Origin of the sequence: Enterobacter cloacae complex sp. ECL414, from assembly GCF_021869685.1 — a bacterium.
In the GTDB taxonomy this organism is placed as follows: Bacteria; Pseudomonadota; Gammaproteobacteria; order Enterobacterales; family Enterobacteriaceae; genus Enterobacter; species Enterobacter kobei.
On record NZ_CP091481.1, the window covers coordinates 3,097,282 to 3,117,253 of the forward strand.

15 protein-coding genes are annotated in these 19,972 nt (G+C 54.8%); 3 read left to right on the forward strand and 12 right to left on the reverse strand.

The window, feature by feature from the left end:
• Window positions 1-10: 10 nt before the first annotated feature.
• The 8 genes from wcaE to L3068_RS14985 all read right to left on the reverse strand — a co-directional run bounded on the left by wcaE (window position 11) and on the right by L3068_RS14985 (window position 8,397).
• Window positions 11-757, reverse strand: coding sequence for a colanic acid biosynthesis glycosyltransferase WcaE (gene wcaE, locus L3068_RS14950; RefSeq protein ID WP_023330882.1), 747 nt, complete (start codon window positions 755-757; stop codon window positions 11-13).
• A 16-nt stretch (window positions 758-773) separates the two neighbouring features.
• Window positions 774-1,994, reverse strand: coding sequence for a colanic acid polymerase WcaD (gene wcaD, locus L3068_RS14955; protein WP_014884505.1), 1,221 nt, complete (start codon window positions 1,992-1,994; stop codon window positions 774-776).
• Window positions 1,969-3,186, reverse strand: coding sequence for a colanic acid biosynthesis glycosyltransferase WcaC (gene wcaC, locus L3068_RS14960; protein WP_014884506.1), 1,218 nt, complete (start codon window positions 3,184-3,186; stop codon window positions 1,969-1,971). The genes wcaD and wcaC overlap by 26 nt, the downstream gene beginning before the upstream one ends.
• Window positions 3,183-3,674: a colanic acid biosynthesis acetyltransferase WcaB gene (wcaB, locus tag L3068_RS14965; protein WP_014170825.1), complete on the reverse strand. Its 492-nt coding sequence runs from the start codon at window positions 3,672-3,674 to the stop codon at window positions 3,183-3,185. The genes wcaC and wcaB overlap by 4 nt, the downstream gene beginning before the upstream one ends.
• On the reverse strand, window positions 3,674-4,516 hold the full coding sequence (wcaA, locus tag L3068_RS14970; RefSeq protein ID WP_014884507.1) for a colanic acid biosynthesis glycosyltransferase WcaA: 843 nt from the start codon (window positions 4,514-4,516) through the stop codon (window positions 3,674-3,676). The genes wcaB and wcaA overlap by 1 nt, the downstream gene beginning before the upstream one ends.
• A 126-nt stretch (window positions 4,517-4,642) precedes the next feature.
• Window positions 4,643-6,805: a tyrosine-protein kinase Wzc gene (wzc, locus tag L3068_RS14975; protein WP_214602736.1), complete on the reverse strand. Its 2,163-nt coding sequence runs from the start codon at window positions 6,803-6,805 to the stop codon at window positions 4,643-4,645.
• A 2-nt stretch (window positions 6,806-6,807) separates the two neighbouring features.
• On the reverse strand, window positions 6,808-7,251 hold the full coding sequence (wzb, locus tag L3068_RS14980; protein WP_014884509.1) for a low molecular weight protein-tyrosine-phosphatase Wzb: 444 nt from the start codon (window positions 7,249-7,251) through the stop codon (window positions 6,808-6,810).
• A 6-nt stretch (window positions 7,252-7,257) separates the two neighbouring features.
• Window positions 7,258-8,397: a polysaccharide export protein gene (locus tag L3068_RS14985; RefSeq protein ID WP_014884510.1), complete on the reverse strand. Its 1,140-nt coding sequence runs from the start codon at window positions 8,395-8,397 to the stop codon at window positions 7,258-7,260.
• A 693-nt stretch (window positions 8,398-9,090) separates the two neighbouring features.
• On the opposite strand from L3068_RS14985, the gene L3068_RS14990 reads away from it, so the two are divergent.
• The gene (locus L3068_RS14990) at window positions 9,091-10,674 is read left to right on the forward strand and encodes a TerC family protein (RefSeq protein ID WP_023330884.1); all 1,584 of its coding nucleotides are present in this window, start codon (window positions 9,091-9,093) and stop codon (window positions 10,672-10,674) included.
• Between the two features lie 90 nt (window positions 10,675-10,764).
• Here the strand turns inward: L3068_RS14990 and asmA are convergent, their stop codons facing one another.
• The 3 genes from asmA to udk all read right to left on the reverse strand — a co-directional run bounded on the left by asmA (window position 10,765) and on the right by udk (window position 13,952).
• Entirely contained in the window at window positions 10,765-12,615 is a 1,851-nt protein-coding gene (asmA, locus tag L3068_RS14995) for an outer membrane assembly protein AsmA (protein ID WP_045281001.1), read from the reverse strand.
• A 22-nt stretch (window positions 12,616-12,637) separates the two neighbouring features.
• Window positions 12,638-13,219, reverse strand: coding sequence for a dCTP deaminase (gene dcd, locus L3068_RS15000; RefSeq protein ID WP_014884513.1), 582 nt, complete (start codon window positions 13,217-13,219; stop codon window positions 12,638-12,640).
• A 91-nt stretch (window positions 13,220-13,310) separates the two neighbouring features.
• Window positions 13,311-13,952: a uridine kinase gene (gene udk / locus L3068_RS15005; protein WP_008500855.1), complete on the reverse strand. Its 642-nt coding sequence runs from the start codon at window positions 13,950-13,952 to the stop codon at window positions 13,311-13,313.
• A gap of 343 nt (window positions 13,953-14,295) precedes the next feature.
• Between udk and L3068_RS15010 the strand changes: the two genes are divergently transcribed.
• A complete protein-coding gene (locus L3068_RS15010; RefSeq protein WP_117581232.1) occupies window positions 14,296-17,625 on the forward strand; it encodes a diguanylate cyclase in 3,330 nt (1,109 codons plus the stop codon).
• Here the strand turns inward: L3068_RS15010 and alkA are convergent.
• Window positions 17,590-18,462 carry a DNA-3-methyladenine glycosylase 2 gene (alkA, locus tag L3068_RS15015; protein ID WP_117581230.1) on the reverse strand — a complete coding sequence of 291 codons (873 nt, stop codon included), beginning with the start codon at window positions 18,460-18,462 and terminating at the stop codon, window positions 17,590-17,592. The two genes, L3068_RS15010 and alkA, sit on opposite strands and share 36 nt — an antisense overlap.
• Before the next feature lie 130 nt (window positions 18,463-18,592).
• On the opposite strand from alkA, the gene yegD reads away from it, so the two are divergent.
• Window positions 18,593-19,945 (forward strand): molecular chaperone, encoded by a 1,353-nt coding sequence (gene yegD, locus L3068_RS15020; protein WP_014884516.1) that lies wholly within the window; start codon window positions 18,593-18,595, stop codon window positions 19,943-19,945.
• Window positions 19,946-19,972: the final 27 nt, after the last annotated feature.

Below are 19,972 nucleotides of genomic sequence, written 5' to 3' on the forward strand. Positions count from 1 at the left end.
TTCCTTATATTCAGGCTTTGTTATATAAGGTTTTCGTTTTACCTGTCGTCCGCAGGCGTAATAAATAAGACAATTCCGCCCAGAACCCCGGCACGCGTAATATTTTGCGCTGCACGTTTTTGGCATCCTGGCACAATTCCAGATTATTCGATGTTGACACGCCACCCATTGAGAATTCAGAGACCAGCCCTTTAATTCGGCGGAACGGGTAGCCCGATTTATACAGGCTGGCGGCCAGGGCATAATCCGATGACACTTTATACTGCAAATCGTATGGCTGTTTTTTCAGACCGTTTACCGGGAAGAAAATGGCCTGATGGCTGGCGGGCAAACTGTGGTAGATATACCAGCCTGGCTTTGCGCTGCGGCACACTTTATGCCCATCACCAAAATCAAGCAGTGCATCGCCAATATACATGGCCTCCTCTTTCTGACGCGCCAGCTGACGGGCAAACAGCGCCACGTCATCATGGAAAACATCGCCAGAATTGAGGAAGATGGCATAACGACCCTGGGCCATGTTAATGCCCTTGTTCATCGCATCGTAAATGCCTTTATCTTTCTCGCTGATGTAACGTAAGTTGAACTCACCGTTGAGTTTTTCCAGAAACTCCGCCGTGCCATCGTTCGAGCCGCCGTCGACCACAATCCACTCAAAAGTGAGGCTTGGATCGCGCGCCAGGTTGCGCAGCGAGCGCCAGGTTTTTACCACCCCTTCGTAATTACGAAAAGCGACAGTAATGACGCTAAGAAACATAAATCACCTCATTTCGTCATACGTTCGTAATATTAAGCGCTTTGCGCAAAATAAACGGACAGACAATCAAGAAAGCATATTCCGGGCTAAATATTGACCCGGTAAAAAACAGCGACACCGGTGTAAACAGATAAAGTTGCACGCGAAAGTTCTGGTTATCACCAAACGCGTTAATCATCATTTTGAAAACTTTAAACAGATACCACAGCGTCAACAGTACGGCGAACCACGAAAAATAAATAATTAACAGATACAGACCATTGTCTATGGTTTTACCGACATCCGCACCGTTAAAGATTCCGAATGATGCAACATATTCGTAAAGTGAGCCGAATCTTACTACACCATCAATATGGGTTAAGGAATAACCCACCATCACCAGCGGACCAATGATGCGATAATAGGACGATGAGCCTTCTGTTCCCAAATCTCCCAGACGTTCTGAGATGTACGGGAACGCAAATATCACGCCGACCAAAAATACCGTCAGGGAGATAATCGCCAGCGGCAGTTTTTTCTTAATCGCATCTTTGTTCAGGTACTGGAACGCCCACTCCAGCAGGTAAAACAGGATAAATGTCATTACCCCTGAGAACGATCCAGACAGAACAATTCCTGCAAGAATCATAGCATCGGTCTTAGGTGTTTTGATACCAAACTGTTTGATGCTGAGCCAAATTGAGATTAACGCCAGAGCGAAGAACGCCGGTTCAAAATAGAGCGCCGTGGTACGCTTTCCGCCAAACTTAATGAAGTTCAATACATAGCTGTTGCTGTAAATGAGATATTTCGAAATTATCTCCATCAGGCTGCTGCCACCGGTGAGAATAATTTGCGCCATTTCCAGTGCAGCAAGCATAACAATTAACGCAACGGCAATATAAAAGAACCTGAGGATTTTCCGATAATTGTGCGGAGAAATCGTTTTAAACCGAATACTCCAGACCATGCCGATAATAATGACAATATAGACAAACAGCATGGTGGAGGTGACGTATTTACTGGCATCCAGTGACTGGCCAAAGATGTAGTTAAACAGCGTCAGGCCCGTGCCCAACCCCAGGGCAATCATCAGCTTCTTCAGGTTGATTTTATCGACATACAGCAGAAGCAGAACGGGCAAGAAGGTGACGATGGTTATCGGGAAGCTTTCGCCAAGCTGGGCAATTTTGACGTTGACCAGCAGGTAGATCAGCGGCAGCAGCAGATAACTACAGATTCTGATAGAACGAGACATACTCCTCCAGCATCTGTTGCCCACTGTAGGCCTTGCGGCTGCGGTTGCGGAACGATTCCAGGTCAGTGCCAAAAACAGTCTCAGCGATCTGCGCTTTCGGCATCTGCACCAGCGGCAGCACTTCCCCTTCCGAGAACGTTTTACCGCCCGACTTTTCCAGCACTTCACGCGCGGCATCGCTGTGGGTGGCAATCACCGGCACGCCGATGGAAAGCGCTTCGCAGAGGATCAGCGGGTAGTTATCCACGCGGGAGCTGAACACCAGCGCATCCATGCCGTTCAGCGCGCTCATCAGTTTGCGCTTGTCGGTTTCAAACCCGTGGTTCACGACGTTCGCCCCTTCGAACGGGGAAAACTTGCCGAAGGTATGCAGTTCAATCTTGTCACCGAGCGCCATCATGTCGCGCACCAGCTGCTGGTTGGTTTTGCCGTCGTAACGCAGGTCATGCGCAACGATGGCGATTTTCGGTTTACCCGCGGTGTCCGCCACCGGCGTCAGCTCCGCCAGAATGGCTTCCGTCGCCACGTCGATACCGTTGTTGATAATCTGGCAGCGCCCTGCCCCGTAAAGGCTGTTGAAGGCATCGGCCACGTGCTGGCTCGGGGAGATAAACGTGCAGCCGAGCGAGAGCATGTCGCGGAACAGTTTGCGCTTGCCGGTTACCAGCTGGTGAGCACGATCCACTTTCACCGGCGGGTAGTTGCTTAACGTCGGGCATTTCTGGCAGTTATCCTTCCAGCCTTCGCAGCCGTCGGTAAATGCGCAGCGTCCGGTCACGCTCCAGTGATCGTGCAGCGTCCAGACGAAGCGTGTATCAGGCTTGTGCGCCTGCACCTTCTGACAAAACGCCACCACCTCTTCCAGATTCAGCCAGTAGCTGTGCAGGACGTGGAAATGCAGCACAACCGGGCCCGTGGTTCGGGTCACAGTGCGATAAAGATTATTCAGGTTGCCAAACAAATCGCGGTTAAACAGGCGGAACAAGGCAATGTTGGCCATCGAGGTCAGACGCGGCGTGTGCTTTTGCACCTGCGGGAAGTTATCGTGACTGACGCTTTTCTTGCCGCCTTTGCCGTAGCCATAAATAAAACGAGACTGAAGTCCTTTTTGCAGTGCGCGCTGGTGCAGATCCAGGGCCACGCCTGCCGCTCCGCCTTCAGCGAGGCGGACGTTAAATTGCAGAATGTTCATTTAATCACCTTCACGCGGGCCTTTTCTCCCACCACCAGCGCGTTGTCCGGAATGCTGTCCAGCACCACGCTGCCCGCACCAATCGTCACGTTGTTACCGATGGTAATGTCACCAATGATCACCACGTTCGCGCCCAGCTCGACGTTATTGCCGATAACCGGGCAGGCCAGGCTGTCTGGCCCTCGGTTGCCAATGGTGACCGCATGACGAATGGTGAAATCATCCCCGGCGACCACGAACTTATTGATCACCACCGCATAGCCGTGGTGAATGGTAAAGCGGCGGCCAATGGTGGCAGCGGCCTGAATTTCATAACCAAAAAAGCATTCAGTAATAATGCGGTACAGCACCAGAACCGGCGCTGCCCAGAGGTTGTTCAGCACGTTTTTCTTGCGCCACACCGAACAAAAATGCGCGATACGGTACGCCAGGACCATGCAGCATGGGCGCAGGCTCCAGCTGTTTGCGCGGCAATCTTCAAGAAACATTATTTCCCCCGAAGTCCATCAGCCAGACGTTTGCCGTTACGGACGGACAGCAGCGTCAGCAGCGTGCGCCAGTTCATGCGCTTATTGCGGATCTGATAGAGGGTAAAGAGCTGATACTTCCGGCTGGCACGGTCGAACTTGTCCTTGTGCTTGCGGTAAAAATGGAAGTAGCCCGAGAACTTCTTCGGCGAGGAGGTAATTTGCATCTCCCCATGATTGATGTGCAGGATCTGCGTGGCCTCTTCCACTTTCCACGGTTCGCCATACTCAACCACCATCCGCAAGAAGATGTCGTAATCCTGCGCGGCTTTCAGTTCGGTATCGAACAGGCACTCCTTAAAGCGCCATGCCCAGGTGAAAACCTGATTGCCGATAATGTTGCGCTTGTAGAACAGGCGGCGAGAATAGGGTGATTTCGGGTACAGCGGCAGGCTGGCAGGCTGCGAATAGACTTCACCCTGACAGACATAGTCGTTGGCATACAGGAACGCATGCGTCACCAGCTGTGCTTTATGTGAAAGGAAGACCGACAGTCGGTTCGGGGTCCATTCGTCATCGTCGTCGATGCCGGTCAAATACTGCCCTTTGGCCTGCATAATCGCCTGGTTACGCACCGCGCATGCCCCGGAGTTAATCGGGTTATGGGTGTACATCACGCGCGGGTCGTTGAGATCGGTGACAAATTTTTGCAGCTGTTCATACGAAGAAGAACAGTCATCCACGATGATCAGTTCCCAGTTGTCATAATCCTGACGTAACACCGACTTGATTGCGCGGATCGCCAGCTGCTGACGATTCCATGTCGGCATATAGATAGAAATCAAAGGGCGTTGTGTGGTCATTTCTTTCTCCTACCCCTCACCCCGGCCCTCTCCCCTGAGGGGATAGGGTGAAAGCGGCACCGAACAATCCCCTCTCCCCTCAGGGGAGAGGGTTAGGGTGAGGGGTGTAAGGGTATGTTTTGGCTGTTATTTACTGTCAGACTTATATTCGTACTCGTAATAACCGTAATCCTGATACCCGGTCGCGCGGCGGAAGATGGAGTTCAGGATCACCCCTTTCACCTCAATCCCGTTCTGCTCGAAGCGGCTCAGGCTGGTTTCCACTTCTTTCAGGGTGTTCACCGCGTAACGTGCCACCATCAGGGTGGTACCCGCATGGCGACCTACCACGGCGGCATCGGTCACGGCCAGAATCGGCGGCGTATCGATCAGCACCAGGTCATAGTGTTTGCTCGCCCACTCAATCAGCTGGGTGAAGCGTTCGCTCATCAGCAGTTCCGACGGGTTAGGCGGTATCTGACCACGTGGGATCAGATCGAATCTCGGAATCGAGGTCGGCTTGGCGCTCTGGCTAATCTCCCCCTGCCCCAGCAGGATTTCCGACAGACCGTTAACGTTATTGGTGCCCAGCAGCTCGTGGGTATAACCCTTGCGCATATCGCAGTCGATTAGCAGCACGCGTTTGTTGGTCTGGCTGACGACGGCCGCCAGGTTGGCGCAGACAAAGGTCTTACCGATTGACGGACTGACACCGGTTAACATCAGGACGTTGTTTTTGGCCTGCATCATGGCGAAGTGCAGGCTGGTACGCAGGCTACGTATCGCTTCAATCGCCAGGTCCGTCGGGTTACCCACGGCCAGCAACTGGCTCTGTTTGTATCGCTTAACGCCTTTAATGGTTTTGACGCTGTCACGGGATTTTTGCCACTCGGAAAGCGGGATGCTGGCATAGACGTTGATACCACTCTCTTCCAGCGCCTGCGGGCTTTCGATTCCGCGGTTGAACAGCGAGCGCAGCAGCACACCGACAATGGAGAGCATCAGGCCGAGAATAATGCTGCCGAGAACGATCAGCGCTTTCTTCGGCTTCAGCACGCCCGGCTGGGTAATCGCCGGGTCGACGATGCGCACATCACCCACGGTACTGGCTTCGGTGATTTTCAGCTCCTGCTGTTTGTTCAGCAGCTGCATGTACACCTGCTGACCAGATTCCACGTCGCGGGTCAGACGTACAATTTCCTGCTGCGTTTTCGGCATCGCGGTTACGCGGTCGTTCAGCTTCGCCTTCTCTTCTTCAAGCGTGCGACGTTTTTCCAGCAGCGTCCGGTAGGCCGGGTGGCGTTTGGTGTACAGCTTGGAAATCTCCGCCTCTTTGAAGGTCAGCTCGTTGAGCTGGGCGTCGATGTTAACCATTGAATCAAGAACAGACTTCGCCTCCAGCGGCACGTCAACAGAGTCTTTATCCTGACGGTAAGCGTTCAGTTTATTCTCGGCATCATCCAGACGGGCCCGCACTTCCGGGAGCTGTTTAGCAAGGAAAGCCAGGCTTTTCGCCGCTTCCGCCGACTTACGCTCAACGTTCTGCTCAAGATAGTTGCGGGTGATGCTGTTCAGGATGTCGCGGATTTGATCTTTATCTTCACCGGTAAAGGTCATGCTCAGCACGCCGGTGTCCTTACCGTTTTCAGTCACGGTGAGGTTGTTTTGCAGATTGTTGATCATTCCCAGCGTGGAGAATTTGGTCACGGTGAACTCGCCGCCCTCCTGGGCATGAATGGCGCTCACCATCATGCTGACGCCATCTTTCGTCAGCATCTGGCCCACTTCGCCGCGCGCGCTGAATCCCGCATCGCTGGTCAACTGGTACTGTGTCGGACCCAGCACCGTCAGGGTAACGGTTTGATCGCCCGCCCCTTTCGGCAGCACAAAGTCAGTCACCTTTACCGTATCGTTGCTTCGTCCCATCAGGCGATCCCAGCCGGCACCAAAGATCGGGAAGGTATTTTTGGTGACGGAGATATCGAGACCGAGGTCGTGAACCGTTTTCCCCAGTACCAGACGTGACTGAATCAGCTGAATTTCAGCGTCGGATGCCGGTGGTTTGTTCGCCAGCGCAGAGCCAATATCCTGCACCAGCGAGTTGCCGGTATTTTGCTCAATCTGCACCAGCGCGTCGGCGCTGTAGATAGGCGTGGCGAACAGCGTGTAGACGACGGCTGCCGCGGCAAACACAGCGGTAATGCCAAGCACCCACCACTTTGCCTCGATAACCGTGCCGACCAGGCGACCAATATCAATTTCATCACTGCCCGAAGTCGGGGCGGCAGAAGGTCTTGTTTTTTCTGTCATTGTTATCCCTGCTGAGCTTTCAGTGCCTGCGCCCACTGTTGGGCAGACTGGTCAAGTAAGGTGTAAACCGCCTCGAAGGCCTCATGGCTTTTGCGATACGGATCGGGGATTTCGCGTTCATTGTCCCAGTGACCAAACAGCATCACCTTGCCGCGCATCTCCGGTGCGATATCGCATAGCGCATGAATATGGCGTTTTTCCATTGCCAGGATCAGGTCATATTCCCGGCACATGCGGCCGGTGACCTGGCGGGCAATATGCCCGTCAAGGGAGAGGTTATGATCGCGGGCCACGCTCGTTGCGCGCTCATCGGCCGCTTTACCGACCAGCGCGCCAAGGCCTGCGGACTCGACGGTCAGTTCAGGCTGGTAGTGTTTCAACAACCGCTCTGCCGTCGGGGAACGGCAAATGTTCCCCACGCATACCACCAGAATTTTGTTAAACATCGCGGATTACCAGGTATGAATGTCGCGCGCCGTATCCGTCATGTAGCGAACGCCACTGATGGTTGGCAGCAACTGGTTGATCAGACGGTTCCAGCGGGCAACCGGCGCGGTAGTGACATACACCACATCGTATGGCTGGAGGCGGAACGACGTTGCCATCACCAGCGAGGTGGCGTCGGACATATCGAGCTGGTAAATGTTGGCAATCTTGCCTTTGTTGCTGGCGTCGTCCTTAAGTGGGCGAATCACGAAGATGCCGCTGGCGTTGGAGGAGGTCAGATCGATGCCTTCCGCATTGCCCAGCGCTTCGGTCAGCGTCATGCCGCTGAAGTCCATTTTGAGGGTGCTCTGTTTCTTCACTTCACCCATCACGAAGACTTTCAGATCGTCATTACGCGGTACGTAGAGAATATCGCCCGGATAGAGCAGGCGGTTCTGGGTCAGATCGCCGTTTTGCATCAGCGCCTGCAGTGAGATGCGCTGCTCTTTGCCGTTGTGGGTCAGGACCACGTTGCGCCAGTCGGCACCGTCGGTTAACCCGCCTGCGGCGTTAATGGCATCCAGAACGGTTAACGGTACGTTGGTGATGGCCTGCTGGCCGGATTTATTGACCTGGCCGGAAATGTAGGCTTTTTGCGAGCGGAATGCGGCAATATTAACGTCCACCTGCGGATCGGCGATGTACTGCGCTAAGCGGCCGGTAATATCACTCCGGATCTCGGCAAGGGTTTTCCCGGCAACATGGACTTTACCAATGTAGGGGTAGAACATCGTGCCATCTGACTGTACCCAGTTCCCGGTGTCGCTTGAGCTACGATACTGGCCCGCTGGCGTGGTCAGTTCGGGGTGATCCCAGACGGTCACGTTGATCACGTCACCCGGCCCCACGCGATACTGATAAGCGGCGATTTCCTGGTCCAGAGACATATTCGGCTGAGCAACATTCGGACGTGGGCGTAATTGTTCGACCAGACGTGGCGTAAGTGGATAAACATTCACCATTTTGTCGAGATCAAAATCGGCATCCTGTTGCTTGATCACATCCTTACCCATTGTTGACATATTGCTGCCGGGAAAGACCGTGCAACCACTCATCAAGGTCACAGACACCAATAATGGCATCAATTTCATTTTGGATTTCATCATTGATTATTTATCACTTTGGCAGAGTAATTATCCTGTGCAATTTAAATAAGCTTGGGTCGTATTGGGTTTCAGCATGCAGTTAATCAAATAGAAATATAACTGGCATCAGTCCTAAAAAAAGCTTATTCATCCATTGGCTATTGACAGAATAACCGAGGCTGATTCACACGCTTTCAGGCACGCTACCGCCCTTGGCTTTCAGTTACCAATCCACTGACTAAACAATGTGTTATGGATAGACACCCTCTTGAGCAAGGCCTTCTGGAAATATATCAGCCGGGTGAGACACCCAACGGATAATGAATAACCATCCCGGAAGACCAAAACAAAAATAGCAACAACAAGATTTAACATTTGATGCTGGGAGAATTGTTGCAGCTAACCTAATAGCAGGCAAGGAGACAACTGTCCTAATATCTGTTTTTAAGATTAATATTAAGAGCAAAGTTTTGACCTTTTAGGATTTTCTTTATATTGACAAGGCGGGAGTAAAAACCATTATCTGCGATATATCCTAAAATGTTCTCTTTATAATTAAATATACGTATTTTGCTTATTTACACCCCGATGAGTTTGCTCTCTTTTAAGCGTTTCGTATTAAGAGAAATCTCAGCCCGGCATTGCAATTTTCCCCGGCTTTATCCATGATCGAAGTGTGACAATCGTCATATAACAGAAGGTATTGCTATTACTATGGAATGGATTGCCGATCCATCAATCTGGGCCGGGCTGGTGACGCTGGTCGTCATCGAATTAGTGCTCGGGATTGATAATCTGGTCTTTATTGCCATCCTCGCTGAAAAACTGCCCCCTTCCCAGCGCGATCGCGCGCGCGTAACGGGCCTGCTGCTGGCGATGGTGATGCGTTTACTGTTGCTGGCCTCTATCTCCTGGATGGTCACACTCACGCAACCGCTGTTTTCCGTTCACGGCCTCAGCTTTAGCGCCCGCGATCTGATCATGCTCTTCGGCGGGTTGTTCCTGCTGTTCAAAGCCACGGTAGAGCTCAATGAACGGCTCGAAGGTAAAGACAGCGAGAACCCGACCCAGCGACGTGGCGCGAGATTCTGGCCGGTGGTAGCGCAAATCGTGGTGCTGGATGCCGTCTTCTCCCTGGATTCGGTGATCACCGCCGTCGGGATGGTGGACCATCTGGCCGTTATGATGGCAGCGGTGATTATCGCCATCACGCTGATGGTGATGGCGAGCAAGGCACTCACCCGCTTTGTGAACAGCCACCCGACCATCGTGATCCTCTGCCTGAGCTTCCTGCTGATGATTGGCTTTAGTCTGGTGGCCGACGGTTTTGGCTTCCACATTCCGAAAGGCTATTTGTACGCCGCCATTGGTTTCTCCGTCATGATTGAAGCGCTTAATCAGCTGGCGATATTTAACCGCCGCCGCTTCCTTTCCGCTAATCAGACCCTGCGTCAGCGCACGGCCGACACCGTTATGCGCCTGCTGAGCGGTAAAAAAGAGGATGCAGAGCTGGACGCCGAATCTGCTGCCATGCTGGCCGATCACAGCGACGGGCAGATCTTTAACCCGCAGGAGCGCCTGATGATTGAGCGAGTGCTTAACCTTAATGAGCGCACGGTCAGCAGCATCATGACTTCCCGGCATGACATTGAGCATATCGATCTCACCGCCCCCGAAGAGCACATCCGCGCCCTGCTGGATAAAAACCAACACACGCGCGTGGTGGTGACCGGCGGTGAAGAGGAAGAAGAATTACTGGGCGTCGTGCACGTTATCGACCTGCTCCAGCAGCAGCTGCACGGGGAGGCGCTCAATCTGCGCGCCCTGGTACGCCAGCCCCTGGTCTTCCCGGAAGGATTGCAATTGCTCTCTGCCCTTGAGCAATTCCGAAATGCGCGAACGCACTTTGCCTTTGTGGTGGATGAGTTTGGTTCGGTTGAAGGGCTGGTCACGCTCAGCGACGTGATGGAAACCATTGCCGGCAATTTGCCAAACGAAGTGGATGAGATTGATGCCCGCCATGATATTCAGAAAAACGCCGACGGCTCGTGGACGGCCAACGGCCATATGCCGCTGGAAGACCTGGTGCAGTATGTGCCGCTGCCGCTGGATGAAAAGCGGGAGTACCACACCATTGCGGGCCTGCTGATGGAATACTTACAGCGTATCCCGCAGCCAGGTGAAGAGGTTCAGGTGGGTGACTATCGGCTTAAAACGCTGCAGATTGAAAACCATCGCGTGCAGAAAGTGCAGCTCATTCCACTGCGGGATGAGGAAGAACTGGATTTTGAGGTGTAAAAAAGCCGGGTGGCGCTGCGCTTACCCGGCCTACGACGTCAGGCTTTTGTAGGCCGGGTAAGGCGAAGCCGCCACCCGGCACAACTGTCATCAAAGCTTATCCAGCAGTTTCTTCACATCCTTGCCGTTCTGGGAATCTTTATTACGATCTGCCCAGCTATTAAGCCGACGTTTCGCTTCATCCTGCAGATGCTTACGCAGGATCTGATCCACCTGAAGGCTGTAATTCAGCGCCTGCCATTTACCATAGACGCTAAGCGGCACTGGCGTCTCTTTCAGGAAATCAATCAGCTTACTTTCGCCCTGCCAGCCGGAAAGTACCCGGACGTTAAAGCGCGTGTCCGCCGTCTCTTTGACCAGATCCAGCGAGCCTTCTCCGGTCAACGACAGCATAGAAGAGGTTCCCTGCATCGCTGCCAGCGTCAGTTGCCCGTTATCCAGCGTCAGATCCGTGGAGAAACTGTCGAGGCGCGTGACGCTATCGTAGTTGTCCTGCGCTTTGACGTCACTGCTGCGCTCCACTGCCTGCTGTACCAGCTGCTGGAAGTTAAGACCTTCCATACGGGAGTCTTTCAGGTCCACGTGCGCCTCGCCCTGCCATTCACGGCGGAAAGCTTCGGCATCAATTTTTGTGCCTGAGAAATCCCCCGCCAGCGTCAACTGCCCTGTCAGGGATATCGGATAGTTAAAGGCTTTAAGGATGGTACCAATCTCAACGTTGTCGAGACGCGGCTGGAATTGCGCGCGGGTTTCGTCCTTACGCACGTCCAGCGTGCCAGGCAGTGAAAGATGCCCTGCCCCCATTTTGCCGCTCAGCTCGGAGATCACCAGCAACCCGTTGTGGTTAAACATCTGGCCACTCACGTCGGTGAAGTCCATACCGCGCCAGCGCAGGCTGTTGGCTTTCAACAGGATATCGGCCGTGAATCCGCGCAGGGCGTTATAGTCAGGTTGATCAAGATTCGACGAGATAACCGGACGCGACACCGGCGGCTGGCTTTGTCCTGTCTGCACAGCATCGCTGTCCGTTGTGCCAGCCGGTAGCGGCGGTAGGATGTTTTCCAGGTTGAGCTTGTCAAACTGCAGGTTCAGCACCCACTTCGGCTTCTCTTCGAGCGTGACGCTCGCCTGCCCCTTCAGGCTGCTGTCATTGGCCTGCAGGTTGAGGTTATCCAGCTCCAGCTGTTTTTGTTCTTCGCGCCAGACGGCCTGCATCGTCCCCTGTCCGGTGATCCCCTGGGTCGGAAGATCTGCGCCCGTGAGCTGCCAGTTGAGCTGCTGAATATCGGCCGTCAGCTGATGGGGATAGTCTGACGCATTTACCCTGGCATTTAGCGAGAGGGTCAGATCGCGCTGGTCGCGATTCATTCGCCCGCTGAATTCCAGCGACGCAAGATGGTGCGCATCCTGTTCCATCTGCAGATTAATATTGCGAACCGTAACCTGCTCTTGATCCTCATGCTGGAATACCAGCACGCTATCGGCAACTTTCAGTTTGGCAATATCAAAGGACCAGCCCGTATCGGACGGCTCATCCGGTAAGGTATTCTCACGCGGTGCAACCGGCGCATTCGCGTTGCGCACGGCTTCAGTCTGCTGGGTAAGCTGAATGACCGCCCCTTTGAGCATCACCTGGTTAACCTGCAACTGGTGAGAAATGAGGGGGATGAGCGCCACATCGAGACGCATATTGTCCGCAGACACGATCGGCTGGGCAGCGCCCGGTGCCGTTAACGACATGCGGCCAGAGAGAATGCTGAGCTGTGGCCAGACGTGCCAGCGTAGCGGCCCGTCGAGCTTCAGTTGGTAACCACTGCGCGCCTCGACCTGCCGCACCATGTAAGCGCGGAAATCGTTAGGGTTAACCAGCAGAACCAACGCCGAAAGGCCAGCAACCAGCACGACCAGCAAAATCATCAGCGTTGTCAGAACTCTTCTCATGGCATCCTCAATGGACTAACGATCAGTCTTTATCAATACGGCTGGCAACCGCACCCTGCTGGTCGCGGTATTTTGCGTCCTGCCGGCGGTTATAAGGCCTGTCTGCCGGGCCGGTTAGCGGTTCAAAGCTTAACGCACCAATCATCATGCCGGGGCGCAGCGCCAGCGGCAGTTTGCCGGCGTTGAAGAACTCCAGCACGATACGGCCCGACCAGCCGGGATCGATACGGTGCGCGGTCACGTGCACCATCAGCCCCAGACGGGCCAGAGAAGAACGGCCGTCCAGCCAGCCGACGAGATCAGCAGGCAGGGTCACGGATTCGAACGTCACCGCCAGCGCCAGTTCACCTGGATGCAAATAAAAAGCGTCACCTTCGTCAATGACGATTTCGTCACTCATCACGCGATCGAGCGCGGCGCTGACTTCATCCTTCGGCCCGCTGAGGTCGATGAACGGTGCAGTATGGCCACTAAAGGTGCGGAATTTATTCCCCAACCGTACATCAACGGTCACCCCATTGATACGCTCTACAGGAGGACGTGGGGTAATAGACAAACGGCCTTCATCCAGCCAGGCTTCAATATCGCGATCACAAAGACGCATGGCACTTTCTCCTTTCATGCATCGACCCCTGAGACCTTAACATCTCAGGGTAAAACCAGGTTATCTCTGAACGGTACACAATTCGCGCGGCTTATTCAAAAAACTGGCTGATTTTCGCTTTTAAGATATCAATGGCAATGCGGTTTTTGCCTCCGCGCGGCACGATGATATCGGCGTATTGTTTGGAGGGCTCAATAAACTGCAGGAACATCGGACGGACCGTTTTCTGGTATTGCGCCATGACGGAATCCATCGAACGGCCGCGCTCGTTAACGTCTCGCTTGATGCGGCGCATCAGGCAAATATCCAGCGGGGTATCGACGAAAATCGAGAAGTTCATCGATTCACGCAGGCGAGCATCGGTCAGGAGCAGGATACCTTCAAGGATAATCACCTTTTTCGGCTCGATGCGGATCGTCTCCTGGGTGCGGGTGTGTTCTACGTAACTGTAAACGGGCAGCTCAATCGCTTGGCCGCTTTTGAGGGCTTCTAAATGCTGGAACAGTAAACTGTGATCCATTGCATTCGGGTGGTCATAGTTGGTTTTTACGCGCTCTTCCATCGACAGATGGGATTGATCTTTGTAATAGCTGTCTTCGGGAATGACGCCGATGTGCTCATCACCTACTTGTTCACGCAGTTCGCGATAAAGCGTACTGGCAATTAGACTTTTACCTGAAGCCGATGCGCCGGCGATGCCTATAATGACGCACTGATGAGACTTATCAGTCATAAATTTAGCGACCTGATTAACCTGGATGTTAAGGAAGGACGACGCCGGAGCGTCAAACGCGGCAATTATAGGGATTTCGCGGGCGTGATACCAGTCGAAAGCGCAGGTAATGCGAGACAGCCTGTAAAGTTGTGAATTGTTCCCTGAGTGAAATTTTAATGCGCGTTTTTTCAGCGTTTCACAGCGATTTTTTAACCTGTAACTATTTAATAAGTCTATGATGTCAAATTATGAGCAGTCGCCATATGAATTGTAAATTGTTTGTACTAGCATAAACCAAATTATCAAATTCACTCGTACGGACTTCTCTCCTGACGGCACGGCGTCTCTGGATAAAGCGGTAATGAATAAACAATACCAGCGGGTTTTGGTTACCACCCCACATCCTTTATTACGACTTGTCTGTCTGGGCCTGGTCACCTTTATCTTTACCTTATTTTCGCTGGAGCTTACCCGCTTCGGCACCCTGCTGGCGCCGCTCTGGTTCCCCACCGCCATCATGATGGTGGCGTTTTACCGCCACGCGGGAAAAATGTGGCCGGGCATTGCCCTGGCCTGTTCGTTCGGCAATATTCTGGCCTCGTGGATGTTGTTCTCGTGGGGGGCGATTAACCTCACCTACACCGCCATAAATGTGATTGAGGCCGTCGTCGGTGCATTACTACTGCGCAAACTGCTCCCGTGGTATAACCCGCTGCAAAATTTAAGTGACTGGATCCGTCTGGCGATGGGCAGCGCGCTGGTGCCGCCGCTGGTAGGCGGTATTCTGGTGATTTTTCTGGTTCCCGGTCCTGAGCCACTGCGCGATTTCATTGTGTGGGTGTTATCTGAATCCATTGGCGCGCTGGCACTGGTGCCGCTGGGATTACTGTTTAAACCCCACTACCTGCTGCGCCACCGTGATCCGCGACTGCTGCTGGAAACGCTGCTCACAATGGCCGTGACGTTGGCCCTGAGTTGGGCAGCCATCACCTGGCTTCCATGGCCATTTACCTGCGTGATCGTCCTGCTTATGTGGAGCGCCGTGCGCTTACCGCGAATGGAAGCGTTCCTGGTGTTTCTGGTCACCGTGATGGTCGTGTCCCTGATGATTGCCCATAACCCTGAGGCGCTGACCACCCAACACGAAGGGCCGATGATCAACGCGCCCTGGCTGCCGTTCCTGATGCTGCTTCTCCCGGCGAACGTGATGACCATGGTGATGTATGCCTTCCGTGCCGAACGCAAACACATCACTGAAAGCGAAGCGCGTTTTCGTAATGCGATGGAGTATTCCGCCATCGGGATGGCGTTAGTCAGCATTGAGGGGCAGTGGCTACAGGCCAACAAAGCGCTGTGCAATTTCCTCGGTTACAGCCAGTCCGAACTACAGTCACTCACCTTCCAGCAGCTCACCTGGCCGGAAGATTTGCACACCGACCTCGAACAGCTGGAGCAGCTGGTCAACGGCGACATCAACACCTATACCCTTGAAAAGCGCTATTACACGCGCAACGGTGAAGTGGTCTGGGCGCTGCTTGCCGTCTCCGTTGTGCGCCATACCGACGGCTCGCCGCTCTATTTTATCGCCCAGATTGAAGACATTAACGACCTGAAGCAGACCGAGTGGGTCAACAAACGCCTGATGGAGCGCATTACGCTGGCCAACGAAGCGGGCGGCATCGGCATCTGGGAGTGGGATCTGGAGCCTGACATCATCAGCTGGGATAAGCGGATGTTCGAACTGTATGAAATCCCGCCGCACATCAAGCCCACCTGGCAGCTCTGGCACGACACGATGCTGCCGGAAGACCGCGCCCATGCAGAACAGGTGCTGCGGGATTCACTGATCTCACGTCTGCCGTTTAAGCTGGAATTCCGTATCCGCGTGAAGGAAGGCGTGCGCCATATTCGCTCCCTGGCAAACCGGGTGTTGAATAAAGAGGGTGAAGTCGAGCGTTTGCTTGGCATCAACATGGACATGACTGAGGTTAAGCAGCTTAACGAGGCGCTGTTCCAGGAAAAAGAGCGTCTGCATATCACGCTCGACTCCATCGGCGAAGCCGTGCTCTGTACCGATATCGACATGAACGTCACCTTTATGAACCCGGTCGCCGAGAAGATGAGCGGCTGGCTACAAACCGAGGCTATCGGCCAGCCGGTTCTCAAGGTATTACACATCACGTTTGGGGAGCGAGGGCCGCTGATGGAGAACATCCACAGCGGGGATATGTCACGCTCAGATATCGACCAGGACGTGGTGCTGAACTGCCGCACGGGTGGAGCGTTTGACATCCATTACTGCATTACGCCACTCAGCACGCTGGATGGACAAAGTATCGGCTCGGTTATCGTTATTCAGGATGTCACCGAGTCGCGCAAAATGCTGCGTCAGCTGAGTTACAGCGCGTCGCACGATGCCCTGACCCACCTGGCAAACCGGGTCAGCTTTGAAAACCACCTCAAACGACTCCTGCAAACGGTTCGTGAGACGCGGCAGCGTCATGCGCTGGTCTTTATCGATCTGGACCGCTTCAAAGCCGTCAATGATACCGCAGGCCATGCGGCGGGCGATGCCCTGCTGCGGGAACTCTCTTCCATGATGTTAACCATGCTGCGCTCCAGCGATGTGCTGGCGCGTCTGGGGGGTGATGAGTTTGGGCTGTTGCTGCCGGACTGCAATATTGAGAGCGCACGCTATATCACCGGTCGTCTGGTCCATAGCATCAACGACTATCACTTTATGTGGGAAGGCCGCCTGCATCGAATTGGCGCCAGCGCCGGGATCACGCTGATCGATGAACATAACCACCTGGCGTCAGAAGTGATGTCACAGGCAGATATTGCCTGTTATGCCTCGAAAAACAGCGGGCGCGGCATCGTGACGGTTTACGAACCGCAGCAGGAGCGGGATCACAGCACGCGCAGCATGATGTCGCTGGACGAACAATGGCACATGATCAAAGACAATCACCTGATGATGATAGCCCGTAGCGTCGCCTCCCCTCGCATACCGGAGAGCTGTAATTTCTGGCTGATTTCGCTGCGCCTGTGGACCAGCCAGGGCGAAGTCCTGGAGGAACACGCCTTCCGTTCTGGCCTGGCAGAGCCGGAACTGCTGCACGCCCTCGACAGACGCATCTTTAGCGACTTCTTCCGGACATCTGCCGCCAGGATCGCCAGTAAAGGCATGGGGATCGCATTGCCGCTTTCGGCAGCCGGTTTAGCCAGCGTGACGCTGGTCGACGAACTTCTCGATCTTCTTGATAAAAGCCCAATGCCGGGCCGTCTGCTGCATCTGGTGATCCCTGCCGGCGTGGTGTGTGATTCGGATGAGAATCTGCAGCGGGGTTTACAAAAGCTTCGCCAGGCGGGCTGCCGCGTGATCCTCAGCCAGATAGGCCGCGACATGGACATTTTCACCCACCTGAGTCCGAACATGGCCGATTACCTGATGCTGGATGCCGAAGTCGTGAGCAACGTCTATGGCAACCTGATGGATGAGATGATGGTGACCATCGTTCAGGGCCATGCCCAGCGTCTGGGGATGAGAACCATCGCAGGCCCCTGCAACCAGCCCATCATGATGGATACGCTTTCCGGCATTGGCATTGATTTTATCTATGGTGACACCATCGCCGAGCCGCAGCCGCTGGATCTACTGCTCAACACCAGTTATTTCGCCATCAACTGACGGCGCCCAGCCGTCGGTATACCAGATGTGCAGCAGCGCGTAGGAACGCCACGGCTGCCAGCGCTCGGCATAGCGACGAATTTGCGCAGGCGTCATTCCGGCGAAACGTTGCTTAATCAGATAATCATCCGGAAGAAACACATCTTTCGCCTGCCAGCCGCGAAGGGCGAGGTAATTTGCCGTCCAGCGGCCAATACCCGGCCGTTGTTGTAACGCCTTCATGCCTGCCTCAACGTCCTCAGGCGGCGTGAGCGGAAACGTCCCGTCGACGACCGACTGTGCCAGATGAATCAGCGATTCCGCGCGTTTGACCGGCATCCCGAGCGCTTTGAGCGCCAGCGGGTCAGCAGCCGCCAGGGCTTGTGGGAAGGGAAAGCAGACATAGCCCGGCGCATCCTTGACCGGCTCACCGCACAGGGCGACAACGCGTGAAGCCAGTTTAGCCGCCATCGCCACGCTGACCAGTTGACCCAGAATGGCCCGCACGCCCTGTTCGTAGGCATCCATCGCCCCGGGCAAACGCAGGCCTGGCCGCGCGGCGCCGAGATCGCCCAAAGTCCGGTGGACGTCCTGCGGATCGCAGGCAAGATCGAACAGACGCCCGATACGCTCAAGGCAAAGTCCGGCCACCGGCGTTAACCCCGGGCTCAGCGTGACCTGTAGCGTATGGGTTTGCGTGTCCGGCGTAACGCGGAAGATCCCCTGACGCCCTTCACAGGCAAAACTGCGCTCGTAATAGCTTTCCGTGACCGTCTCAACCCCCGCCACCGCACGGGCGCCAAGAAAGCTAAACATCCATTGCCAGTCGTAAGGGGGGTGCCAGGTCAGGGTATACATTGTCGCTCCTTTTTTGTTCCCCTCAGGATAAACTGAAAAAGCGTGTTACGCCTTGCTTTCATATTCCTGTTGTCGCCGGACAGGCATTCCGCTAAAGTCTCGCCCCTTCTCACTGGCATGGGGATTTATTGTGTTTATCGGATTCGACTACGGTACGGCAAACTGCTCGGTTGCAATTATGCAAAACGGGCAACCACAGCTCCTGAAAATGGAAAAAGAGAGCACGCTGCTGCCGTCAATGCTCTGCGCGCCGACGCGTGAAGCGGTGAGCGAGTGGCTGTTCCGCCACCATCAGGTTCCGGCGACTGCGGCAGAAACTCAGGCGCTGCTGCGCCGGGCAGTGAGCTTTAACCGCGAGGAAGATATCGACGTTACGCCTTCCAGCGTGCAGTTCGGCCTCTCTTCACTCGGGCATTACATTGAAGACCCGGAAGAGGTCTACTTTGTTAAATCGCCAAAATCTTTCCTCGGGGCCAGCGGCCTCAAACCGCAGCAGGTGGCGGTGTTTGAAGACCTGGTATGCGCCATGATGCTGCATATCCGTCATCAGGCGCAGACGCAGGTCCCCGAGACGATTACCCAGGCCGTGATTGGCCGCCCGATCAACTTCCAGGGGCTGGGCGGCGATGAGGCCAACCAGCAGGCGCAGGGGATCCTTGAGCGCGCGGCGCACCGGGCAGGCTTTCGCGACGTGGTGTTCCAGTATGAGCCGGTTGCGGCGGGGCTGGACTTTGAGGCCACGTTGACGGAAGAAAAACGGGTGCTGGTCGTGGATATCGGCGGGGGTACAACGGACTGCTCGCTGCTGCTGATGGGGCCGCAGTGGCATCACCGCCGCGACCGTGAAAATAGCCTGCTGGGGCACAGCGGCTGCCGCGTGGGCGGTAACGATCTGGATATCGCCCTGGCATTCAAGAGCCTGATGCCGCTGCTCGGCATGGGCGGGCAAACGGAAAAAGGCATCGCCCTGCCGATCCTGCCGTGGTGGAACGCGATTGCCATCAACGACGTCCCGGCGCAGAGTGATTTTTACAGTACCGCCAACGGCCGCTTCCTGAATGACCTGATGCGTGACGCGCAGGACGCCGATAAAGTCGCCCTGCTGTATAAAGTGTGGCGTCAGCGCCTGAGCTACCGCGTGGTACGCACCGCCGAAGAGAGCAAAATTGCCCTTTCAAACCGCGCTGAACATGCGGTGTCCTTGCCATTTATCAGCGACGATCTGGCCACGGCGATTTCACAGGAGGGGCTGGAGACCGCGCTCGCGCAGCCGCTACAGCGCATACTGGAACAGGTGCAACTCGCGCTGGAGAACGGCAAAGAGAAGCCGGACGTCATCTACCTGACCGGAGGAAGCGCCCGTTCACCGCTGATCAAAAAAGCGCTGGCGGAACAGTTGCCGGGTATTCCAATTGCTGGTGGCGATGACTTTGGCTCCGTTACCGCGGGGCTGGCGCGCTGGGCGCAGGTGATGTTTAGCTAGTGCCGCGGTGCCGGGTGGCGGCTTCGC

Excerpts from the sequence above, each read along its gene's own strand:
- wzb (WP_014884509.1), bottom strand. The coding sequence starts at position 7,251 with ATGTTTAACAAAATTCTGGTGGTATGCGTGGGGAACATTTGCCGTTCC.
- L3068_RS15010 (WP_117581232.1), top strand. The coding sequence starts at position 14,296 with ATGAATAAACAATACCAGCGGGTTTTGGTTACCACCCCACATCCTTTA.
- wcaD (WP_014884505.1), bottom strand. The coding sequence starts at position 1,994 with ATGTCTCGTTCTATCAGAATCTGTAGTTATCTGCTGCTGCCGCTGATC.
- L3068_RS14990 (WP_023330884.1), top strand. The coding sequence starts at position 9,091 with ATGGAATGGATTGCCGATCCATCAATCTGGGCCGGGCTGGTGACGCTG.
- wcaA (WP_014884507.1), bottom strand. The coding sequence starts at position 4,516 with ATGACCACACAACGCCCTTTGATTTCTATCTATATGCCGACATGGAAT.
- wcaE (WP_023330882.1), bottom strand. The coding sequence starts at position 757 with ATGTTTCTTAGCGTCATTACTGTCGCTTTTCGTAATTACGAAGGGGTG.
- wcaC (WP_014884506.1), bottom strand. The coding sequence starts at position 3,186 with ATGAACATTCTGCAATTTAACGTCCGCCTCGCTGAAGGCGGAGCGGCA.
- dcd (WP_014884513.1), bottom strand. The coding sequence starts at position 13,219 with ATGCGTCTTTGTGATCGCGATATTGAAGCCTGGCTGGATGAAGGCCGT.
- wcaB (WP_014170825.1), bottom strand. The coding sequence starts at position 3,674 with ATGTTTCTTGAAGATTGCCGCGCAAACAGCTGGAGCCTGCGCCCATGC.
- alkA (WP_117581230.1), bottom strand. The coding sequence starts at position 18,462 with ATGTATACCCTGACCTGGCACCCCCCTTACGACTGGCAATGGATGTTT.
- L3068_RS14985 (WP_014884510.1), bottom strand. The coding sequence starts at position 8,397 with ATGATGAAATCCAAAATGAAATTGATGCCATTATTGGTGTCTGTGACC.
- wzc (WP_214602736.1), bottom strand. The coding sequence starts at position 6,805 with ATGACAGAAAAAACAAGACCTTCTGCCGCCCCGACTTCGGGCAGTGAT.
- asmA (WP_045281001.1), bottom strand. The coding sequence starts at position 12,615 with ATGAGAAGAGTTCTGACAACGCTGATGATTTTGCTGGTCGTGCTGGTT.
- udk (WP_008500855.1), bottom strand. The coding sequence starts at position 13,952 with ATGACTGATAAGTCTCATCAGTGCGTCATTATAGGCATCGCCGGCGCA.